This is a genomic window from Pseudomonas solani, from assembly GCF_026072635.1.
Taxonomy (GTDB): Bacteria; Pseudomonadota; Gammaproteobacteria; order Pseudomonadales; family Pseudomonadaceae; genus Metapseudomonas; species Metapseudomonas solani.
Genome location: NZ_AP023081.1, coordinates 3,186,614 through 3,203,964, shown reverse-complemented (window position 1 = coordinate 3,203,964; position 17,351 = coordinate 3,186,614). Strand labels below are relative to the sequence as shown.

Genomic DNA, 17,351 nt, shown 5'->3' with positions numbered 1-17,351 from the left:
TCAAGGAGCCCCGAATGAGCCTCGAATCCGTACGCGCCTTCCTCGCCGAGAAGGCCCCCGAACTCGCCATCATCGAACTGGAAACCAGCACAGCCACCGTCGCCCTGGCCGCCGAGGCCCACGGCGTCGAGCCGGGCCGCATCGCCAAGACCCTGGCCTTCCGCGTCGGCGAGCAGCACCTGCTGGTGGTAGCCCGTGGCGATGCGCGCATCGACAACCGCAAGTTCAAGGAAGCCTTCGGCGCCAAGGCCAAGATGCTCGACGCCGAAACCGTGCAGGCGCTGACCAGCCACCCCGTCGGCGGCGTCTGCCCCTTCGGCCTGGCCACCCCGCTGCCGGTCTATTGCGACCTGTCGTTGCAGGCCTTCGATGAAGTGGTCCCCGCCGCCGGCGCCATCCACAGCGCCGTGCGCATCGCCCCGCAGCACATGGCCGAACTGGTCGCCGCGCAATGGGTGGATGTCTGCCAGGACCCGGCTTGAGGCGGGCCGATCAGATACTTGTAGGGGCGAATTCATTCGCCAATCGGCCCGAAGGGCCGATCTACGGGCCCGTTGCGGATGCTGCGCATCCTTGGGCGAATGAATTCGCCCCTACAGAAAGCGCTCGCAGCGGCCTCGAAACCCACCGCTCACATAGAGCTCCTCCGTAGGATGGGTAGAGGTACGAAACCCATCACCGCGTAGCCCTACGGAGCGCCTCAATTCCCGCCGGTCACACCCAACCCCACGCCCAGCTCCGCCGCCACCGCGAACGGCAGCAACAGCGTCTCCAGCACGGCACTGAACGGCAGGTCGAGCGCCGCCCAGCCTGGCGCTTCAGCGCCGAAGCGGTCCTTGGGGCAGCAACCGCCATTGAGGGAATACCAATCCAGCCGGGTGCCGGAGTAGATGATGGGCGCGCCGGGCTTGGCCGCGTCCAGGGTGCGCACGGCGGCGCAGCCCTGGAGCACCAGCACCAGGCCGATGAGCAAGCCCAGGCGGGCGCGGCGCGGTTCAGTCATCGCTGCTCTGCAGATGGTGCTCGCCCCAGCGCGGCAGCATGTCCTGGGGAATTTCCAGCAGGTTGAGGATGCGCGCCACCACGAAGTCCACCAGGTCATCGATGGTCTGCGGCTGGTGATAGAAGCCCGGGGATGCCGGCAGGATGATCGCGCCCAGGTTGGAGAGCTTGAGCATGTTCTCCAGGTGGATGCTGGAATACGGCGCCTCGCGCGGCACCAGGATCAGCTTGCGCCGCTCCTTCAACGCCACGTCCGCCGCGCGCTCGATCAGGTTGTTGCAGGCACCGGTGGCGATGGCCGACAGCGTCCCGGTGGAGCAAGGCACCACCACCATCGCGCCCGGCGCACCGGAACCGGAGGCCGCCGGGGCCATCCAGTCTTCCTTGCCGTAGACGCGGATCTGCCCCGGCGCGGCGCCGGTGTACTCGCTGAGGAAGGCCTGCATCGACTGCGGCTTGGGTGGCAGGGTGACCTCGGTCTCGGTGGCCATCACCAGCTGCGCGGCCTTGGAAATGAGGAAGTGCACCTCGCGGTCTTCCTGCACCAGGCAGTCCAGCAGGCGCAGGCCGTACTGGGCGCCGGAAGCGCCGGTCATCGCCAGGGTGACGCGTTCGGGTCCGCTCATGTCGTCGTCCTCAGCCTTCCAGCGCCTTGGCCAGCTTGCCGTGCAGGCCGCCAAAACCGCCGTTGCTCATGATCACCACCTCGGTGCCCGGGCGCGCCTGGCCCTTCACCCGCTCGATGATCGCCTCCAGCGAATCGCAGACCACCGCCGGCACCGGGCAGGCAGCGGCCGTGGCGGCCAGGTCCCAGCCCAGGTTCGGCGGCGCGTACCAGATCACCTGGTCGGCCTGGGCCACGCTCTCCGGCAGGCCGTCGCGGTGGGCGCCGAGCTTCATGGAGTTGGAACGCGGCTCGATGATGGCGATCACCGGCGCCTCGCCCACGCGCTTGCGCAGGCCGTCGAGGGTGGTGGCGATGGCGGTGGGGTGGTGGGCGAAGTCGTCGTAAAGGGTCACGCCGTTCACCTCGGCGACCTTCTCCATACGCCGTTTGACGTTGCGGAAGGCGCTCAGGGCGGCGATGCCCAGCTCCGGCACCACGCCCACATGGCGCGCGGCGGCGAGGGTGGCCAGGGCGTTGGCCACGTTGTGCTGACCGGTCAGGGTCCATTCCACGGTGCCCTGTACCTTGCCGTCGAACTGCACCTCGAAGCGCGAGCCATCCTCGCTGAGCAGGCGCACCTGCCACTGGCCGCCTTCACCGGTGGTCTGCACCGGCGTCCAGCAGCCCATTTCCAGCACCCGTACCAGGGCCGGCTCGGTGGTGGGGTGGATGATCAGGCCCTCGCCGGGGATGGTGCGCACCAGGTGGTGGAACTGCCGCTCGATGGCGGGCAGGTCGGGGAAGATGTCGGCGTGGTCGAATTCCAGGTTATTGAGGATCGCCGTGCGCGGACGGTAGTGGACGAACTTCGAGCGCTTGTCGAAGAAGGCGCTGTCGTACTCGTCCGCCTCCACCACGAAGAACGGCGTGCCGCCCAGGCGCGCCGAGATGCCGAAGTTCTGCGGCACGCCACCGATGAGGAAGCCCGGGCTCATGCCCGCATGCTCCAGCACCCAGGCCAGCATGCTGGTGGTGGTGGTCTTGCCGTGGGTACCGGCCACCGCCATCACCCAGCGGCCCTGCAGCACGTGGTCCGCCAGCCACTGCGGGCCGGAAACATAGGGCAGCCCCTTGTTCAGCACATGCTCCACCGCCGGGTTGCCCCGCGACAGCGCATTGCCCACCACCACCAGGTCCGGCGCCGGGTCCAGGTGCGCGGGGTCGTAGCCCTGCATCAGCTCGATGCCCTGGGCCTCCAGCTGGGTGCTCATGGGCGGGTAGACATTGGCGTCGGAGCCGGTGACGCGGTGGCCGAGTTCCTTGGCCAGCACCGCCAGCGAACCCATGAAGGTGCCGCAGATGCCGAGGATATGGATATGCATGGAATACCTCTGGAAACGGGCTGCCGGAGCCCGAAAAAAACTTGCCGCAGGTTAGCACAGCGGCCCCGCCCGGAGCCTGGCCCTGCGGCATATGTAGAGCGCTGGAAGGTGATTTCATTCGCCACCCCGCAACGAAAAAGCCCCGCCGAATGGCGGGGCTCCTCGTCACGCGTTCAGGCGGTCACTGCCAGTTGGTGGCGATCACCAGGTTCAGCTCGTCGCGCTGGGCGGCGGTGAGGTTGCCCTCGGCCCCGCCGGCACGCCGAAGGCGGCCATCGCATCCACCAGCCCTTGCACCTGGCTGTCCAGCAGGGTCTTGCCGTCGGCCGACTTGAACTGGTCGAGGTGGTAGGCGCTGCCGCCGTACCAGTCCTCGATGCTTACCCGCTCGGTGCCGCCCACCAGGCTGACATCCAGGTCGTTGCCGTTCTGGCGGAACCAGAGCTGTTCGACCGAGATGCCGCTGCCGAACTGCAACAGGTCCAGGCTGCCCGCCACGCTGTCGTTGTTCTGGATGACATCCTGGCCGTCGCCCAGGCCGAAGACATAGGTATCCGAGCCGGCACCACCGGACAGGGTGTCGTTGCCGGCCCCCCCCATCAGCGTGTCATTGCCCGCGCCGCCGGACAGCCGGTTGGCCGCCGCGTTGCCCCGCAGCTGGTTGTCCAGGGTGTTGCCGGTCCCGTCTATAGCGGCCTCACCGGTCAGGGTCAGGTTCTCCACACCGAAGGCCAGGCTGTGGCTGATGGAGGCCTCGACCGTATCGATGCCCTCGTTGAGGTACTCGAAGACGCTGTCACCCAGCGAGTCGATCACGAAGGTGTCGTTGCCACGGCCGCCATAGAGGCTGTCGTTGCCCTCGCCGCCGTACAGGCGGTCATCGCCATCGCCGCCATTGAGGACGTCATTGCCGGCCCCGCCGAACAGCGTGTCGTTGCCGAGGTTGCCGTTCAGGGTGTCGTTGCCGTCACCGCCATCGAGGTAGTCCTGCCCGGAGCCCGTCACCAGCAGGTCATCACCGCCCCTGCCGAACAGGCTGTTGTTGCCGATGCCACCGTACAGCGCGTTGTTCGCATCGTTGCCGATGATGAGGTTGTCCAGATCGTTGCCGGTGCCGTTGACGGCAGCGGTGCCGGTGAGGGTGAGGTTCTCGACATTGGCGCCCAGGGTCAGGGTCAGGCTGGACTCAACGGTGTCGATCCCCCCGCCCGCGCTCTCGATCACCAGGTCACTCAGCGAGTCCACCTGGTAGGTGTCGTCGCCGGCACCGCCTTCCATGCGGTCGCCGCCCAAGCCGCCAAGCAGCGAGTCATTACCGGCGCCACCGAACAGCGTGTCGTTGCCGGCTCCGCCATCGAGGGTGTCGTTACCGGCAAAGCCGCGCAGCTCGTCCTGGCCGTCATCGCCGAAGAGGGCGTCGTCCGTGGAGTAGCCCTGCACCGTGTCGTTGCCATAGGAACCGTGCAGCAGGCTGTTGCGGATGAAGTCGCCCGTCCAGACATCGCCATTACGGAAACGAACCTCCTCGATGGAGGCTGGCCCCTTGCCATCACCGGCGAAGAAACCGACGACGGTGAGGCTGTCCAGAGTGTTGTTGCGCTCGAACACCAGGTCGTCGTCGACACGACGGAAACGGATGTGCTCGGTGTTGAAGTCGGCGAACTCGATGACATCGTGCTTGCCGATGCCGTCGTCCTGGTTGTGGATGACGTCCTGCCCCCAGTAGTTGTTGAACACATAGGTGTCGTTGCCCGTGCCGCCGATCAGGGTGTCCTTGCCCTGCCCGCCGTTCAGGCGGTCGTCGCCCGCCTCCCCGCGCAGTAGGTTGTTGCCGTCGCCGCCACGTATATCGTTGTTCAGCGCATTGCCGATGCCTTCGGTCGCCGGGCCACTGAGGACCAGGTTCTCGACGTTGTCGCCCAGGGTCCAGGAAACCCGCGACTCGACCGTGTCGATACCGCCGTCCACGCCTTCGATCACGCTGTCGCCCGCATCCACCCAGTAGCGGTCATCACCCGCGCCACCGATCAGGGTATCGACGCCGGTGTAGCCATCGAGCAGGTCATTGCCATCGCCCCCCTCGAGCAGGTCGTTGCCGGCCCCGCCATACAGGGTGTCGTCACCGGCCAGCCCGAACAGGCTGTCGTTGCCCCCCTTGCCGTCGAGGACGTCGTTGCTGGCAAAACCGACCAGACGATCATCAGTGGAGTCTCCCTGCAGCACCCGCGAGCGAAGCTGGTCCGGCAGCCACTGGGTGCCGTCGGCGAAGCGGATCTGCTCCACGGCTCCAGTCGCACCGAAGTAGCCCACCACACGGATGCTGTCGGTGCTGCCCCACAGGTTCAGCAACAGGTCGTCGCCATCGTGGCCGAGGGTGATATCGCCGGGCGCGATGCCCGTGGCGAACTCGATAGCGTCGAGGGCACCGTCGGTATCCTCGATCACGTCCTGGCCCCAGCCACGGGCGAAGCTGTAGAGGTCGTCGCCCTCGCCACCCTGCAACTGGTCGTTGCCCGCGCCGCCATTCAGCGCATCGTTGCCGGCGCCGCCCTGCAACAGGTTGTTGCCGGTGTTGCCAGTCAGGGTGTTGTCCAGGCTGTTGCCGATACCCTGGAGGTTGGCGCTGCCGGTGAGCGTCAGCTTCTCGATGCCCGCACCCAGGGTGAAGGAAACACTGGCCTCCACCGTGTCGGTGCCGCTGCTGTCGATCACCACATCGCCTGCGGACTCGACCACGAAGACGTCGTTGCCGGCTCCGCCGTTCAGGGTGTCGTTGCCTGCGCCCCCGACCAGCCGATCGTTGCCGGCGCCCCCTTCGAGCACATCGTCGCCGCTGCCGCCGTCGAGCGTGTCGTTGCCATCGCCCCCGAGGATGCTGTCATTGCCGGCACCGCCGCTGATGCCGTCGGCAGTGGCGTAGCCCGTCAGCGTGTCGTTGCCGCTGGTGCCCTGCAGCGCCAGGGCCTTGATGGTCGTCAGGGTCCAGCGGGTGCCATTGGCGAAGCGGATTTCATCCACCGCATTGGAGGTGGCGCCATCGCTCAGGAAGTAGTTGATGACATTGATGCGGTCGCCGCTGCCGCCCAGGCTCAGCACCAGGTTGGCCCCGCTGCGGGACACCTGGATATCGCTCGGCAGGATATCGGCAGCGAACTCGATGACGTCCAGGCCATTGGAGCCGGACTCGAAGTTCTGCACAGCGTCCGAACCCCAGCCCCTGGCGAAACGGTACACATCGTTGCCGACGCCCCCTTCGAGGGTGTCGTTGCCGCCCTCCCCGCTGAGGGTGTCGTTGCCGGCGTTGCCCATTAGGTAGTTGGCGCCCTGGTTGCCGGTGATCAGGTTGTTCGCGCCGTTGCCGAAGCCGGTCAGGTTGCCGCTGCCGGTCAGGCGCAGGTTCTCGATATTGGCACTCAGCGTCGAGCTGATGCTGACGCTGGACTCCAGGGTGTCGATGCCCTCGTTGGGGTTCTCCTGGATCACATCGCCGAGGGAGTCGATCACATAGGTGTCGTCACCCAGCCCGCCACGCAGGGTGTCGGAGCCGGTGCCGCCATTCAGCACATCGTTGCCGGCACCGCCGATCAGCAGGTCGTTGCCCTCCGCGCCGAAGAGCGTGTCGTTACCCGCTCCGCCGTTCAACGTATCGGCGGTACTGAAGCCATTGAGCAGGTCATCGCCATCGCCCCCCTGGAGTACCAGGCTGCGCACCTGCCCGAAGGTCCAGACCACGCCGTTGGCGAAGCGGATTTCTTCGATGCCATTGGCATTCGCACCGCTGTTAAGGAAGTACTGCTGGATCGATATGGAGTCCGAGGACCCCTTCAGGTTGAGAACCAGGTCGTCGCCCAGATGCACCGCCTGAATATCGCTCGGCAGGATATCGGCAGCGAACTGAATGACATCGACGCCACCACCCTGGTCGGCAACAGTGTCTCGGCCCCAGCCCCGGGAGAAGAAGTAGGTGTCGTTACCACTGCCGCCCATGAGCCGGTCATCACCCGCGCCGCCCTCAAGGCGGTCATTGCCCGCGCCGCCGTCGAGCACGTTGTTGCCCGTATTGCCGGTCAGTTCGTTGTTCAGCTCGTTGCCGAAGCCGTTCAGGTCCGCCGTGCCGGTCAGAACCAGGTTCTCGAGTGCACCGACAAGGCCGTAGTTGATGCTGCTGCGCACCGTATCCACGCCACCCCCGGCCATCTCGCTGATCCGTTGCTCGATCTGGCTGATGACGTAGGTGTCGTTCCCCGCACCGCCGATGAGCAGATCGGCCCCGCTTCCGGCATCTAGCCAATCATCGCCGTCGTCGCCGAGCAGGGTATCGTCGCCCGCCCCGCCGTAGAGGCTGTCGTTGCCGACACCGCCCTCCAGGGTGTCCTTGCCATCCAGGCCATACAGCCGGTCGTTTCCGGCTTCGCCCTTGAGGCGGTTATCGCCGGAGTTACCGGTGATGTCGTTGTCCAGCTGGTTGCCATAGCCGTCGATGCGAGCGCTGCCGGTCAGGACCAGGTTTTCCAGGCCGTAACCCAGCGTATGGGTCATGCTGCTGCGCACGGTGTCGATCCCGCCACCGATGTTCTCGGTGATAGCGGCGTAGCCTTGGCTGTCCACCACATAGGTGTCATTGCCCATGCCGCCAATAAGCTGGTTGTAGCCCTCCCCGCCGTCCAGCCAGTCGTCGCCATCACCGCCGATCAACAGATCGTCACCCGCACCGCCGAAGAGGCTGTCGTCGCCCGCGCCACCGTCCAGCTGGTCGTTGTCACCCAGGCCGAACAACTGGTCATCGCCCAAGCCACCGGAAAGGGTGTCGGGGACGGCCGTTCCCGTCAGGGTGTCGTTGCCGGGCGTGCCGGCGTTGAGCATCTGCAGGACCTGCAACGGCCGCCACATCTGGTCGGAGAAACGGATCTCATCGATGGCGTAGGGTGCAAGGGCATCGGCATTGAAATAGTTGCTGATGGTGATCCTGTCGCTGCTTCCCTGGCGGAGCAGGATCAGGTCATTGCCAACTCGGCTGAGCCGCACGTCTTGCGATGACACGTCGAGGATCTCGATTACATCGACACCACTATCCATGGCCTGCTCATTGATCAGCACCTGGCCCCAACTGCCCGCCAGGCGATAGGTGTCGTTACCCTGGCCGCCGATCAGGGTGTCGAACCCCTGCCCGCCCACCAGCGTGTCATCGCCCTCGCCACCCAGCAGCAGGTCATCACCGCCAAGGCCGTCCAGCATGTCGTTGCCGGCGCCGCCTTCCAGGGTGTCGGCCTGGCCAGTCCCCTGGAGGAAATCAGCGCCCGGCGTTCCCTGCAGGAACTGGCCCTGGGGGGCGTTCTCCACACGCGTCCTCACGTCATAAGGCGACCAGCGGGCACCATTGGCAAAGAAGATTTCCGCGATCTCCGGCAGGCCGACGCTGGAGAAGTAGTTGCGCAGGATGACCTGATCGTTCGAGTCCACGAGGCTCAGCACCAGGTCCACGCCGATACGCCGGCAGCTGACATCCTCCGGCAGGATGCCCACCTCGAACTCGAGGCGATTGACGAAGCCATCGCCACCGCCGTCCTCGATCACATCGCGACCGCTACCTCGGCCGAAGCGGTAGATGTCGGCCCCCGAGCCGCCCCGCAGGGTGTCGTTGCCCAGGCCGCCGGCTAGCGTATCCACGCCAGCGCCACCGACCAGCAGGTCATCCCCCTCAGCGCCATAGAACTGGTCGTCCGTATCGCCGCCAACCAGGGTGTCGTTGCCGTTTGTGCCTTGAAAATCCATACCCTCTCCTTTGATGGATCACACGATCGAACCGCCACCACCCGCGCCCCTTCGGTAGTCCGAAGAGGTATCCGCAGGTGTGGATAAATGAACGGGGGGCTGTCGCAATCAGGCGGGCTGCATCACCGAGTCGAGGCCCAGCACCTGGAGGTAGCGGGCGATGCCGCTGTCCGTCGAATAGCTCTGTGCGGTAACCACCGCCTGCCGCCTCAGGGCCTGGAAGCGCTCGGGCTCGGCCAGCGCCTGCAAGGCCTTCTCGGCGATCCGCTCGCCATCGAAGAAATCCACCAGCAGCCCGTTGCGGCCATCCTCGATCACCTCGCGCACCGGCGCGGTATCCGAACCGATGATCAGGCAACCGCTGGCCATGGCCTCCAGCAGGGACCAGGACAGGACGAAGGGGTAGGTCAGGTAGATATGCGCGGCGGATACCTGCAGCACCCGCTTGTAGGTGGCATAGGGCACCTTGCCGAGGAAGTGCACGCGCTGCAGGTCGATGGGGTTCTCCGCCAGCAGCTTGCTGCGCCAGTTGGCAGCGCCCTTGGGGCGGCTGCCATAACTCACCTCATCGCCACCGACCACCAGCACCTGGCAGGTCGGGTGCGCCTCGAGGATGCGCGGCAAGGCGCGCATGAAACTGTGGAAGCCCCGGTAGGGCTCCAGGTTGCGTGCCACATAGGTAAGGATCGGCTGCCCGGCCTTCAGCACCCGGCCATCGGGCAACTCCAGGCTGGCCTCGGGATCAGGGCCCAGGCCGGCGATATCGATGCCTTCATGGATCACCTGCATGGCGTCGCGGTAAGCCGCCGGGTGCACGCTGCGCTGCCACTGGGTCGGGGTGATGGCGAGGTCGCAGTTCTCCAGGTTGAGCAAATGCAGCGCATTGCGGCTGCGGATGCTCGCGGCGCCATTGGTGTCGAGCGGGAATTCCGGGTCGAAACCGGCATCGGCACCACGGGCCTGGTAGTAGTACTCGCAGAAGTGGATCAGCCGCGCCGAAGGGAAGGCTTCCTTCACATACAGGCTTTCACCCCAGCCCGGATGGGCGACCACCACATCCGGCCGGTAGCCCTTGCCCTTCAGGTCCAGCAGCAGGCGCAGCACCTGCTGCCCATGGAGCACGCCATCCTCGAAGGTCCGCACATAAGGGTGCGTCTGCGCACTCGCCTTGCGATGGGGCTTGTAGCGCAACAACCGCACACCCGGCAGCCCAGGCGCCTGCTCACGGCCGATGGCCAGGACCTCGACATCCTCCCGCTTCGCCAGATGGGCGGCAAGATGACGGAACTGGCCAGGGAAATTCTGGTGAATGAACAGCACACGCATCCCGCCGCAACTCCTTTTGCAGGTCTTCCATGGCTGCCACCCTCGGGTTTGCCCAGGCGAGAAGCGGCAGAAAATCATGGCACTACGCCACAGGCGAAGGATGAACCGGGACAGGGGAGCAAGGAAAGCGGGCCGCGTGATGCGGCTCACGAATGGCGGATCAATAGCCGAGCAAGGAATCAGGACCTGGCGTCCTGGATTCCCACCACCTCCAAAAACGCCTCGATCACCCGCCTCGCCCCTTGCTCCTTCAAACACACCAGCGTCTCGGTCATGCGCGGTTCGAAGTCGAGGATGGGCAGTACGTGCACGCCGCGGCTGGAGCCGAGTTCGGCGGCGGAGACGATGCCGACGCCGAGGCCGGCGACGACCATCTCGAACACCGCTTCGCGGCCTTCCACCTCGATGGCGGGGTGGGTGTCGAGGCCCAGGCGGCGCATTTCGTCTTCCAGCATCTGCCGGGTCATGGAGCCCTGTTCGCGCAGCACCAGCGGGGTGCGGTGCAGGTCGGCGAGGTGGATGGCATCGCGCCGTGCCCAGGGGTGGCCTTCGGCGACGAAGGCCACCAGCGGGCCGCTGCTGAGCACATGGGCGATCAGGCGGTCGTCGTCCACCGGGCGGCCGAGCACGGCGAAGTCGGCCTGGTAGTCGAACAGCCGGCGCAGGGATTCATCGCTGTTGCCGGTCACCAGGCGCACGCGGATGCCGGGGTAGCGCTCGCAGAAGCGCGCGATGTAGGGCAGCAGGTGCATGGGCGCGTCCACTGCCAGGGTGAGGCTGCCGCTTTGCAGGGCGCGGGAACTGGTGAGCAGTTCCTCGGCCTCGTTCTCGGCGGCGAACAGGCGCAGGGTGATGGCCAGCAGGCGCTCACCCAATTCGGTGAGCTGCACCGAGCGCTTGTTGCGGTTGAACAACAGCACGCCGAAGCGCTCCTCCAGCTTGCGCACCTGGTCGGAGACCGCCGGCTGGCTGAGGAACAGCTGCTCCGCTGCGCGGGTGAAGTTGCCGTGCACCGCCACGGCGTGAAAGGCCTTGAGTTGCGCCTGGGAAACCGACATCACCGCCCCTATTAATAAGCTCAGCTTGTTTGTGAAATACCATAAATCGATTTCATTTATTTCTAGCCAATTGCTTTGATCAGCGCCAGCCCCGACCACCGCTGGAGACGATCATGAGCAAAGCCGAATTCCCCGCATCGCATACCCCCCTCGCCGCGCCGGTCCAGGGCGAGCCCTACCTGCTGACCCCCGGCCCGCTGACCACCTCGCGCGCTACCAAGGAAGCCATGCTGCGTGACTGGGGCTCGTGGGACGCCGACTTCAACCGCGTCACCGCCGAGATCCGCCAGCAGCTACTGGCCATGGCCGGGGTGACCGACGACAGCTACGCCTGCGTGCCCTTGCAAGGCAGCGGCACCTTCTCGGTGGAAGCCGCCCTCGCCACCGCCATCCCCCGCGACGGCAAGGCGCTGATCCTGATGAACGGTGCCTACGGCCAGCGCGCCGCCAAGACCCTCGACTACCTGGGCCGCGCCCATATCGCGCTGGACAAGGGCGACTACCTGCCACCGCAACCCGAGGAGGTGGACGCCCTGCTCCGCGCCCACCCCGAGGTGACCACCGTGTTCCTGGTCCACTGCGAGACCAGCTCCGGCATCCTCAACCCCCTGCGTGAGCTGGCGGCCGTGGTGAAGACCCATGGCAAGCGCCTGATCGTCGACGCCATGAGCTCCTTCGGCGCGGTGCCGCTGACGGTGGACGAGGTGCCCCTCGATGTCCTGGTGTCCTCGGCCAACAAGTGCATCGAGGGCATACCCGGCTTCGGCTTCGTGATCATCCGCCGGGACCTGCTGGAGGAATCCGCCGGCCGCGCCCACTCCCTGAGCCTCGACCTGCTGGAGCAGTGGCGCTACATGGAGCGCACCGGCCAGTGGCGCTTCACCCCGCCCACCCACAGCGTGGTGGCCTTCCACGCGGCGCTTGAGCAGCACGCCGCCGAGGGTGGCGTGCCGGGCCGCCTGGCGCGCTACACGCGCAACCGCGACGTGCTGGTGGCCGGCATGCGCGAGCTGGGGTTCCAGACGCTGCTGGAAGACCGCTGGCTGTCGCCGATCATCACCACCTTCTTCAGCCCTGCGCACCCGGCCTTCGAGTTCAAGCGTTTCTACGACGAGCTCAAGGCCCGCCAGTTCGTCATCTACCCCGGCAAGCTGACCCAGGCCGAGAGCTTCCGCATCGGCTGCATCGGCCAGATCGACGAGCCCATCGTGCGCCAGTTGCTGCGCGCCATCGCCGAGTCCCTGCAGGCGATGGGCGTGACCCTCGAGAAAACGGCGGCCTGACCCGCCCCTTGGCCGCCCGTGCCCCGATACGGGCGGCCCCTTTTTCGACGTCAGCCGGCTATGCCGGCGAGGAGAACGCTCACCCGAAACCCGCACCATCAGCCTGACGCACGGCCTCTGCCCTTCTGACCAGGCCCGGCGTTTAGACAGCCAGGAAGTACCCAAGAACAACAACAGCCTCCCTCTCGCACTGTCGGCAAACCCATAGGGGTCAGAACCATGAACAACCAACAAGGTGTCCAAGGGCGCGGATGGCAATCCATCCAGCGCTGGCGTGTACAGATCTTCCTCATCACCTGGCTGGCCTACGCCGCCTTCTACTTCACCCGCAAGGCCTTCTCGGTGGCCAAGCTCGGCATCGCCGAGGACGCGGATTTCGAACTCGACAAATCGGTCATGGCCAACCTCGACGCCCTGTACCTCGCTGCCTACGCCATCGGCCAGTTCACCTGGGGCATCTTCGCCGACCGCTTCGGCCCGCGGGTGATCGTCTTCGGCGGGCTGCTGGTCTCGGCGCTCGCCGCGCTGGCCATGGGCACCTTCGCCACCCTGCCGATCTTCGCCACCTGCATGGTGGTCCAGGGCCTGGCGCAGTCCACCGGCTGGAGCGGGCTGTGCAAGAACATCGGCTGTTTCTTCGCCACCCGCGAGCGCGGCCGGGTGCTGGGCTACTGGAGCACCTGCTACGCCTTCGGTGGCCTGGTCTCCACGCCCTTCGCCGGCTGGTGGGCGTACCAGGTGTTCGGCGACTGGCGCGCGGCCTTCGTCTCCAGCGCCGTGGTGGTGCTGGTGGTGGCGGTGCTGTTCTGGCTGCTGCAGCGCAACCGCCCCGAGGACGTCGGCCTGGAGCCGGTCGAGGTGGAAGTGAAGACCTCCCGCGAGCTGAAGATCGAGCGCGACGGCCATTGGGCCTCGCTGCGCAAGATCATGGGCAACCGCACGGTGCTGGTCCTCGGCCTCGCCTATTTCCTGCTCAAGCCGGCGCGCTACGCGATCCTGCTGTGGGGCCCGATGATGGTCTACGAGCGCATGCCCGCCGTGGGCAAGGTCGCCTCGGCCATCGTGCCCACCGCCTTCGAAGTGGCCGGGCTGGTGGGGCCGATCCTCATCGGCATCGCCTCCGACCGCTGGTTCGGCGCGCGGCGTATGCCCGCCTGCGTCATCAGCCTGGTGGCGCTGACCCTGTGCCTGGGCCTGTTCGTGCCGGCCATGCAGAGTGGCAGCCTGTACCTGGTGGTCGGCCTGCTGTTCATGCTGGGCCTGACCCTCTACGGCCCCGACTCGATGATCAGCAGCTCCGCCGCCATCGACTTCGGCACCACCGAAGCGGCCGGCACCGCCGCCGGCTTCGTCAACGGCTGCGGCTCGGTCGGCGCCATCCTCGGCGGCCTGCTGCCCGGCTACTTCGACACCACCACCGTATTCATCGGCTTCACCGTCGCGGCCCTGCTCGCCAGCCTGATGCTGGTGCCGTTCTGGAACAGCCGGCCCAAGACCCTCAAGGTCCTCGACGGACTCATCCCCCCACCCGGCAACGACGGCCAACCCCTCGGCGCCCGTTCCTGACTTCACTCCCAAGGAGACACCCATGAACTACCAGCAACCCACCCAGCTGCAAGCCGCTGTCCTCGACTGGGCCGGCACCGTGGTCGACTTCGGCTCCTTCGCGCCGACGCAGATCTTCGTCGAGGCCTTCGCCGAGTTCGGCGTCGCCGTGAGCCTGGAGGAAGCGCGCGGCCCGATGGGCATGGGCAAGTGGGATCACATCCGCACCCTGTGCGACATCCCCGCCATCGCCGAGCGCTACCGCGCCGCCTTCGGCCGCCTGCCCACGGACGACGACGTCACTGCGATCTATGAACGCTTCATGCCCCTGCAGATCGAGAAGATCGCCCTGCACTCGGCGCTGATCCCCGGCGCCCTGGAGGCCATCGCCAGCCTGCGCGGCAAAGGGCTGAAGATCGGCTCTTGCTCCGGCTACCCGGCAGCGGTGATGGCCAAGGTGGTGGAACTGGCGGAGAAGAACGGCTACGTCGCCGACCATGTGGTCGCCACGGACGAAGTCCCCAACGGTCGCCCGCACCCGGCCCAGGCACTGGCCAACGTCATCGCCCTGGGCATCAGCGACGTGGCCGCCTGCGTGAAGGTGGACGACACCTGGCCGGGCATCCTAGAAGGCCGCAGCGCCGGCATGTGGACGGTCGCCCTGACCTGCTCCGGCAACGCCCTGGGCCTGACCTGGGAGCAGTTCAAGGCCCTGCCCGCCGACAAGCTGGAGCAGGAACGCGCACGCATCGCCCAGCAATTCGAAGGCGCCCGCCCGCATTACCTGATCGACACCATCGCCGACCTGCCGCAGGTGATCGACGCCATCAACGCCCGGCTCAAGCGCGGAGAAATGCCGCAGGGCGCATGACGAAACCCGAGGGGCACCCTGTAGGGCTGCAGGGGCGACTTCAGTCGCCAAGCAGACCGCAGGGCTGCCCCGACTCGGTGCCACAGACAGCGTCGCCTGATGGATGGAAAGAGCGCCATCCACCCTACACTCCGGTCATCTCAGTGCCTGAGCCAAGCGCAAGCACTAACCGTAGGATGGCGTAGAGCGCAGCGAAACCCATCACCAGCGGGCCCCAGACAGGCCACAGGGTTGCCATCACAGAGTGCTCCCCCGTAGCACCGCTTGGCGGATGAGAAGAGCGCCATCCACCCTACTCCCCGGTCATCTCAGTGCCTGAGCCAAGCACAAGCCCCAACCGTAGGATGGCGTAGAGCGCAGCGAAACCCATCATCAACAGACCTGAACCCGACGGAGATTCCCGGGCTGAAGCCCGGGCTACATCCGAGCCTGGCTACAAACTGCGCGTTTCGATCGAATGCTTGCGCAGCTTGCGGTACAGGGTGTTGCGGCTGATGCCGAGCTGCTCGGCGGTGCGGGTCATGTGCCAGCGCTGGCTTTCCAGGGCGGCGAGCAGGGCGCTGCGTTCGGCGTCTTCCAACGGGTGCACCACGCAGTCGTTGATGGGGGTCGGGGCAGGTGCACGGCGCAGGTCCGCCGGCAGGTCGGCGTAGCGGATGCGGCCGTCCTCGCACAGCGCCGCCAGGGTGCGCAGCACGTTGCGCAGCTGGCGCACGTTGCCGGGCCAGGCGTAGTCGAGCAGCGCCTGGCGGGCGTCCTGCTCCAGGCGGATGGCCTGGCCGCGGGCTTCTTCGTGCAGCAGGTGGTCGAGCAGCTCGGGGCGGTCGCTGCGCTCGCGCAGGGGCGGCAGGTCGATCACCAGGCCGTTGAGGCGGTAGTAGAGGTCCTCGCGGAAGCTGCCGTTGCTCACCCGCTCGCCCAGCTCTCGGTGGGTGGCGCTGATGATGCGCACGTCCACGGCCTGGGCCTCGCCGCCGATGGGCACCACCTGGCGTTCCTCCAGCACCCGCAGCAGACGGGTCTGCAGGGCCAGGGGCATGTCGCCGATCTCGTCGAGGAACAAGGTGCCGCCATCGGCCTGTTGCAGCTTGCCGCGCATGCCTTCCTTGCGCGCACCGGTGAAACTGCCGCCGCGATAGCCGAACAGCTCGCTCTCGATCAGGGATTCAGGGATGGCCGCACAGTTGAGCGCCACGAAGGGCCGCTCAGCGCGGGAACTGGCCAGGTGCACGGCCTTGGCGAAGGCCTCCTTGCCGGAGCCGGTTTCGCCATTGACCAGCACGGGCACGTCGCGCTCGTACACCTTGAGCGCACGGCGGAAGTCGGCGGCCAGCGCCGGGTCGCCCAGGCACAGGCCGGGCACGGCGGATTTCGGTGCCACCGGCAACGCACGGGCAACGGCACGCGGCTGGCCCCGCAACACGGCATAGAGGGCACGGCCATTGCGCGCACGCAGCGGCCAGCTGGCATTGGGTTGTGGTTGAGCGCGGCCGAGCAGGTCGTCCAGCCGGCAGTCGAAGAAGGCTTCCACGCTCTGCCCCAGCAGGCGCTCGCGGGCGCTGTCCAGCAGGTTGATGGCGCTCTGGTTCACCGCGCGGATGCGCCCTTCGCCATCGAAGGCCATCAATCCCTCGCTGAACAGCCCGACGTACTCGGCCTGGAGGTGGAAGCGCAGCAGCCATTCGCCCTCGAAGCGACGCAGGAAGTAGCAGCTCTCGATCATCTTCGCCGAGAGGTTGACCAGCGCCATGGTGTGGAACTGGCTCTGCCGCGACACGTCGTGGCGCGCGGAGGACACGTCGAGCACCGCCAGCAGGTCGCCCTGCGGGTCGAACACCGGGCTGGCGGAGCAGGTGAGGCCGGTGTGGCGACTACGAAAGTGCTCGTCCTGGTGGATGGTCAGTGCCTGGCGCTCGATCACGCAGGTGCCGATGCCGTTGGTGCCCTCGCGGGCCTCGCTCCAGTCGGCGCCCAGCCACAGGCCGGCACGCTCGAAAGCCTGGCGCTCGGCTCCGGCGGTCACGCAATTGAGGATCACCCCCCGGGCATCGGTCAGCAGCACCGCATGGCCGGCACCGGAAAGCTGGTGATACAGGCTGCTCATCTCGCCGCTGGCGATCTCCAGCACCTGCTGCATGCCTTCGCGGCACTCGAGCATGCGCGCATGTTCGAGCACGGTCGGCGCCATGGGCAGGGCCGGGTCGAGGTGGTAATCCTCCAGGCAGCGCAGCCAGGAGCGGGCGATGGAAGGGTCGGCGGCGGGCCCGCTGGACTGGGCCTTGCCTTGCGCCACGGTCAGCACTTGCCGAGCGTGGCGGCTCAGGTGGTCGTGCATTCTTGTCGTTCTCCATTGCGGGCTTGCGGGAGGCAGCCCGTGCCCCGATGGGCACCCGCATCGCCGCAGCATCCACCAGCACAAGCGGCTTTGCAATCGCCGGGTGACCCACCGGTCGAGCGCTGTACCGGATGCGTGACACTCTGTCACCCGGGACGTACCAGGCATGC

The 17,351-nt window shown here is 66.7% G+C and carries 11 protein-coding genes; 4 read left to right on the top strand and 7 right to left on the bottom strand.

Annotation, left to right across the window (positions count from 1 at the left end; all coding sequences use genetic code 11):
- The first annotated feature begins 14 nt into the window (after positions 1 to 14).
- Positions 15 to 482, top strand: coding sequence for a YbaK/EbsC family protein (locus tag PSm6_RS14510; protein WP_184489622.1), 468 nt, complete (start codon positions 15 to 17; stop codon positions 480 to 482).
- Between the two features lie 218 nt (positions 483 to 700).
- Here the strand turns inward: PSm6_RS14510 and PSm6_RS14505 are convergent, their stop codons facing one another.
- The 6 genes from PSm6_RS14505 to PSm6_RS14470 form a co-directional block, all read right to left on the bottom strand.
- Positions 701 to 1,003 (bottom strand): YceK/YidQ family lipoprotein, encoded by a 303-nt coding sequence (locus PSm6_RS14505; RefSeq protein ID WP_021219332.1) that lies wholly within the window; start codon positions 1,001 to 1,003, stop codon positions 701 to 703.
- A complete protein-coding gene (ubiX, locus tag PSm6_RS14500; protein ID WP_043245935.1) occupies positions 996 to 1,628 on the bottom strand; it encodes a flavin prenyltransferase UbiX in 633 nt (210 codons plus the stop codon). Before ubiX ends, PSm6_RS14505 begins: the two co-directional genes overlap by 8 nt.
- 10 nt (positions 1,629 to 1,638) lie before the next feature.
- Complete coding sequence (gene mpl / locus PSm6_RS14495; RefSeq protein WP_043245934.1) at positions 1,639 to 2,991, bottom strand: UDP-N-acetylmuramate:L-alanyl-gamma-D-glutamyl-meso-diaminopimelate ligase; 1,353 nt, start codon at positions 2,989 to 2,991, stop codon at positions 1,639 to 1,641.
- Between the two features lie 210 nt (positions 2,992 to 3,201).
- Positions 3,202 to 8,763, bottom strand: a complete 5,562-nt coding sequence (locus tag PSm6_RS14485; RefSeq protein ID WP_286672679.1) for a calcium-binding protein — start codon at positions 8,761 to 8,763, stop codon at positions 3,202 to 3,204.
- A 108-nt stretch (positions 8,764 to 8,871) separates the two neighbouring features.
- Positions 8,872 to 10,089 (bottom strand): glycosyltransferase family 4 protein, encoded by a 1,218-nt coding sequence (locus PSm6_RS14475; protein WP_265170440.1) that lies wholly within the window; start codon positions 10,087 to 10,089, stop codon positions 8,872 to 8,874.
- 179 nt (positions 10,090 to 10,268) lie between these two features.
- Positions 10,269 to 11,147 carry a LysR substrate-binding domain-containing protein gene (locus PSm6_RS14470; RefSeq protein WP_265170439.1) on the bottom strand — a complete coding sequence of 293 codons (879 nt, stop codon included), beginning with the start codon at positions 11,145 to 11,147 and terminating at the stop codon, positions 10,269 to 10,271.
- A 113-nt stretch (positions 11,148 to 11,260) separates the two neighbouring features.
- Here PSm6_RS14470 and PSm6_RS14465 point away from each other — a divergent pair, with 113 nt between their 5' ends.
- From PSm6_RS14465 to phnX, 3 genes are all read left to right on the top strand, one after another.
- Complete coding sequence (locus PSm6_RS14465) at positions 11,261 to 12,430, top strand: 2-aminoethylphosphonate--pyruvate transaminase (RefSeq protein WP_265170438.1); 1,170 nt, start codon at positions 11,261 to 11,263, stop codon at positions 12,428 to 12,430.
- Between the two features lie 219 nt (positions 12,431 to 12,649).
- Positions 12,650 to 13,996, top strand: a complete 1,347-nt coding sequence (locus tag PSm6_RS14460) for an MFS transporter (RefSeq protein WP_021219339.1) — start codon at positions 12,650 to 12,652, stop codon at positions 13,994 to 13,996.
- 22 nt (positions 13,997 to 14,018) lie between these two features.
- A complete protein-coding gene (gene phnX / locus PSm6_RS14455) occupies positions 14,019 to 14,846 on the top strand; it encodes a phosphonoacetaldehyde hydrolase (RefSeq protein WP_043245928.1) in 828 nt (275 codons plus the stop codon).
- Between the two features lie 433 nt (positions 14,847 to 15,279).
- Here the strand turns inward: phnX and PSm6_RS14450 are convergent, their stop codons facing one another.
- Positions 15,280 to 17,181 carry a sigma-54-dependent Fis family transcriptional regulator gene (locus PSm6_RS14450; protein WP_021219341.1) on the bottom strand — a complete coding sequence of 634 codons (1,902 nt, stop codon included), beginning with the start codon at positions 17,179 to 17,181 and terminating at the stop codon, positions 15,280 to 15,282.
- Positions 17,182 to 17,351: the final 170 nt, after the last annotated feature.

Coding starts and splice junctions, on each gene's coding strand:
- PSm6_RS14510 (WP_184489622.1), top strand. CDS start 15: ATGAGCCTCGAATCCGTACGCGCCTTCCTCGCCGAGAAGGCCCCCGAA.
- PSm6_RS14505 (WP_021219332.1), bottom strand. CDS start 1,003: ATGACTGAACCGCGCCGCGCCCGCCTGGGCTTGCTCATCGGCCTGGTG.
- ubiX (WP_043245935.1), bottom strand. CDS start 1,628: ATGAGCGGACCCGAACGCGTCACCCTGGCGATGACCGGCGCTTCCGGC.
- mpl (WP_043245934.1), bottom strand. CDS start 2,991: ATGCATATCCATATCCTCGGCATCTGCGGCACCTTCATGGGTTCGCTG.
- PSm6_RS14485 (WP_286672679.1), bottom strand. CDS start 8,763: ATGGATTTTCAAGGCACAAACGGCAACGACACCCTGGTTGGCGGCGAT.
- PSm6_RS14475 (WP_265170440.1), bottom strand. CDS start 10,089: ATGCGTGTGCTGTTCATTCACCAGAATTTCCCTGGCCAGTTCCGTCAT.
- PSm6_RS14470 (WP_265170439.1), bottom strand. CDS start 11,147: ATGTCGGTTTCCCAGGCGCAACTCAAGGCCTTTCACGCCGTGGCGGTG.
- PSm6_RS14465 (WP_265170438.1), top strand. CDS start 11,261: ATGAGCAAAGCCGAATTCCCCGCATCGCATACCCCCCTCGCCGCGCCG.
- PSm6_RS14460 (WP_021219339.1), top strand. CDS start 12,650: ATGAACAACCAACAAGGTGTCCAAGGGCGCGGATGGCAATCCATCCAG.
- phnX (WP_043245928.1), top strand. CDS start 14,019: ATGAACTACCAGCAACCCACCCAGCTGCAAGCCGCTGTCCTCGACTGG.
- PSm6_RS14450 (WP_021219341.1), bottom strand. CDS start 17,181: ATGCACGACCACCTGAGCCGCCACGCTCGGCAAGTGCTGACCGTGGCG.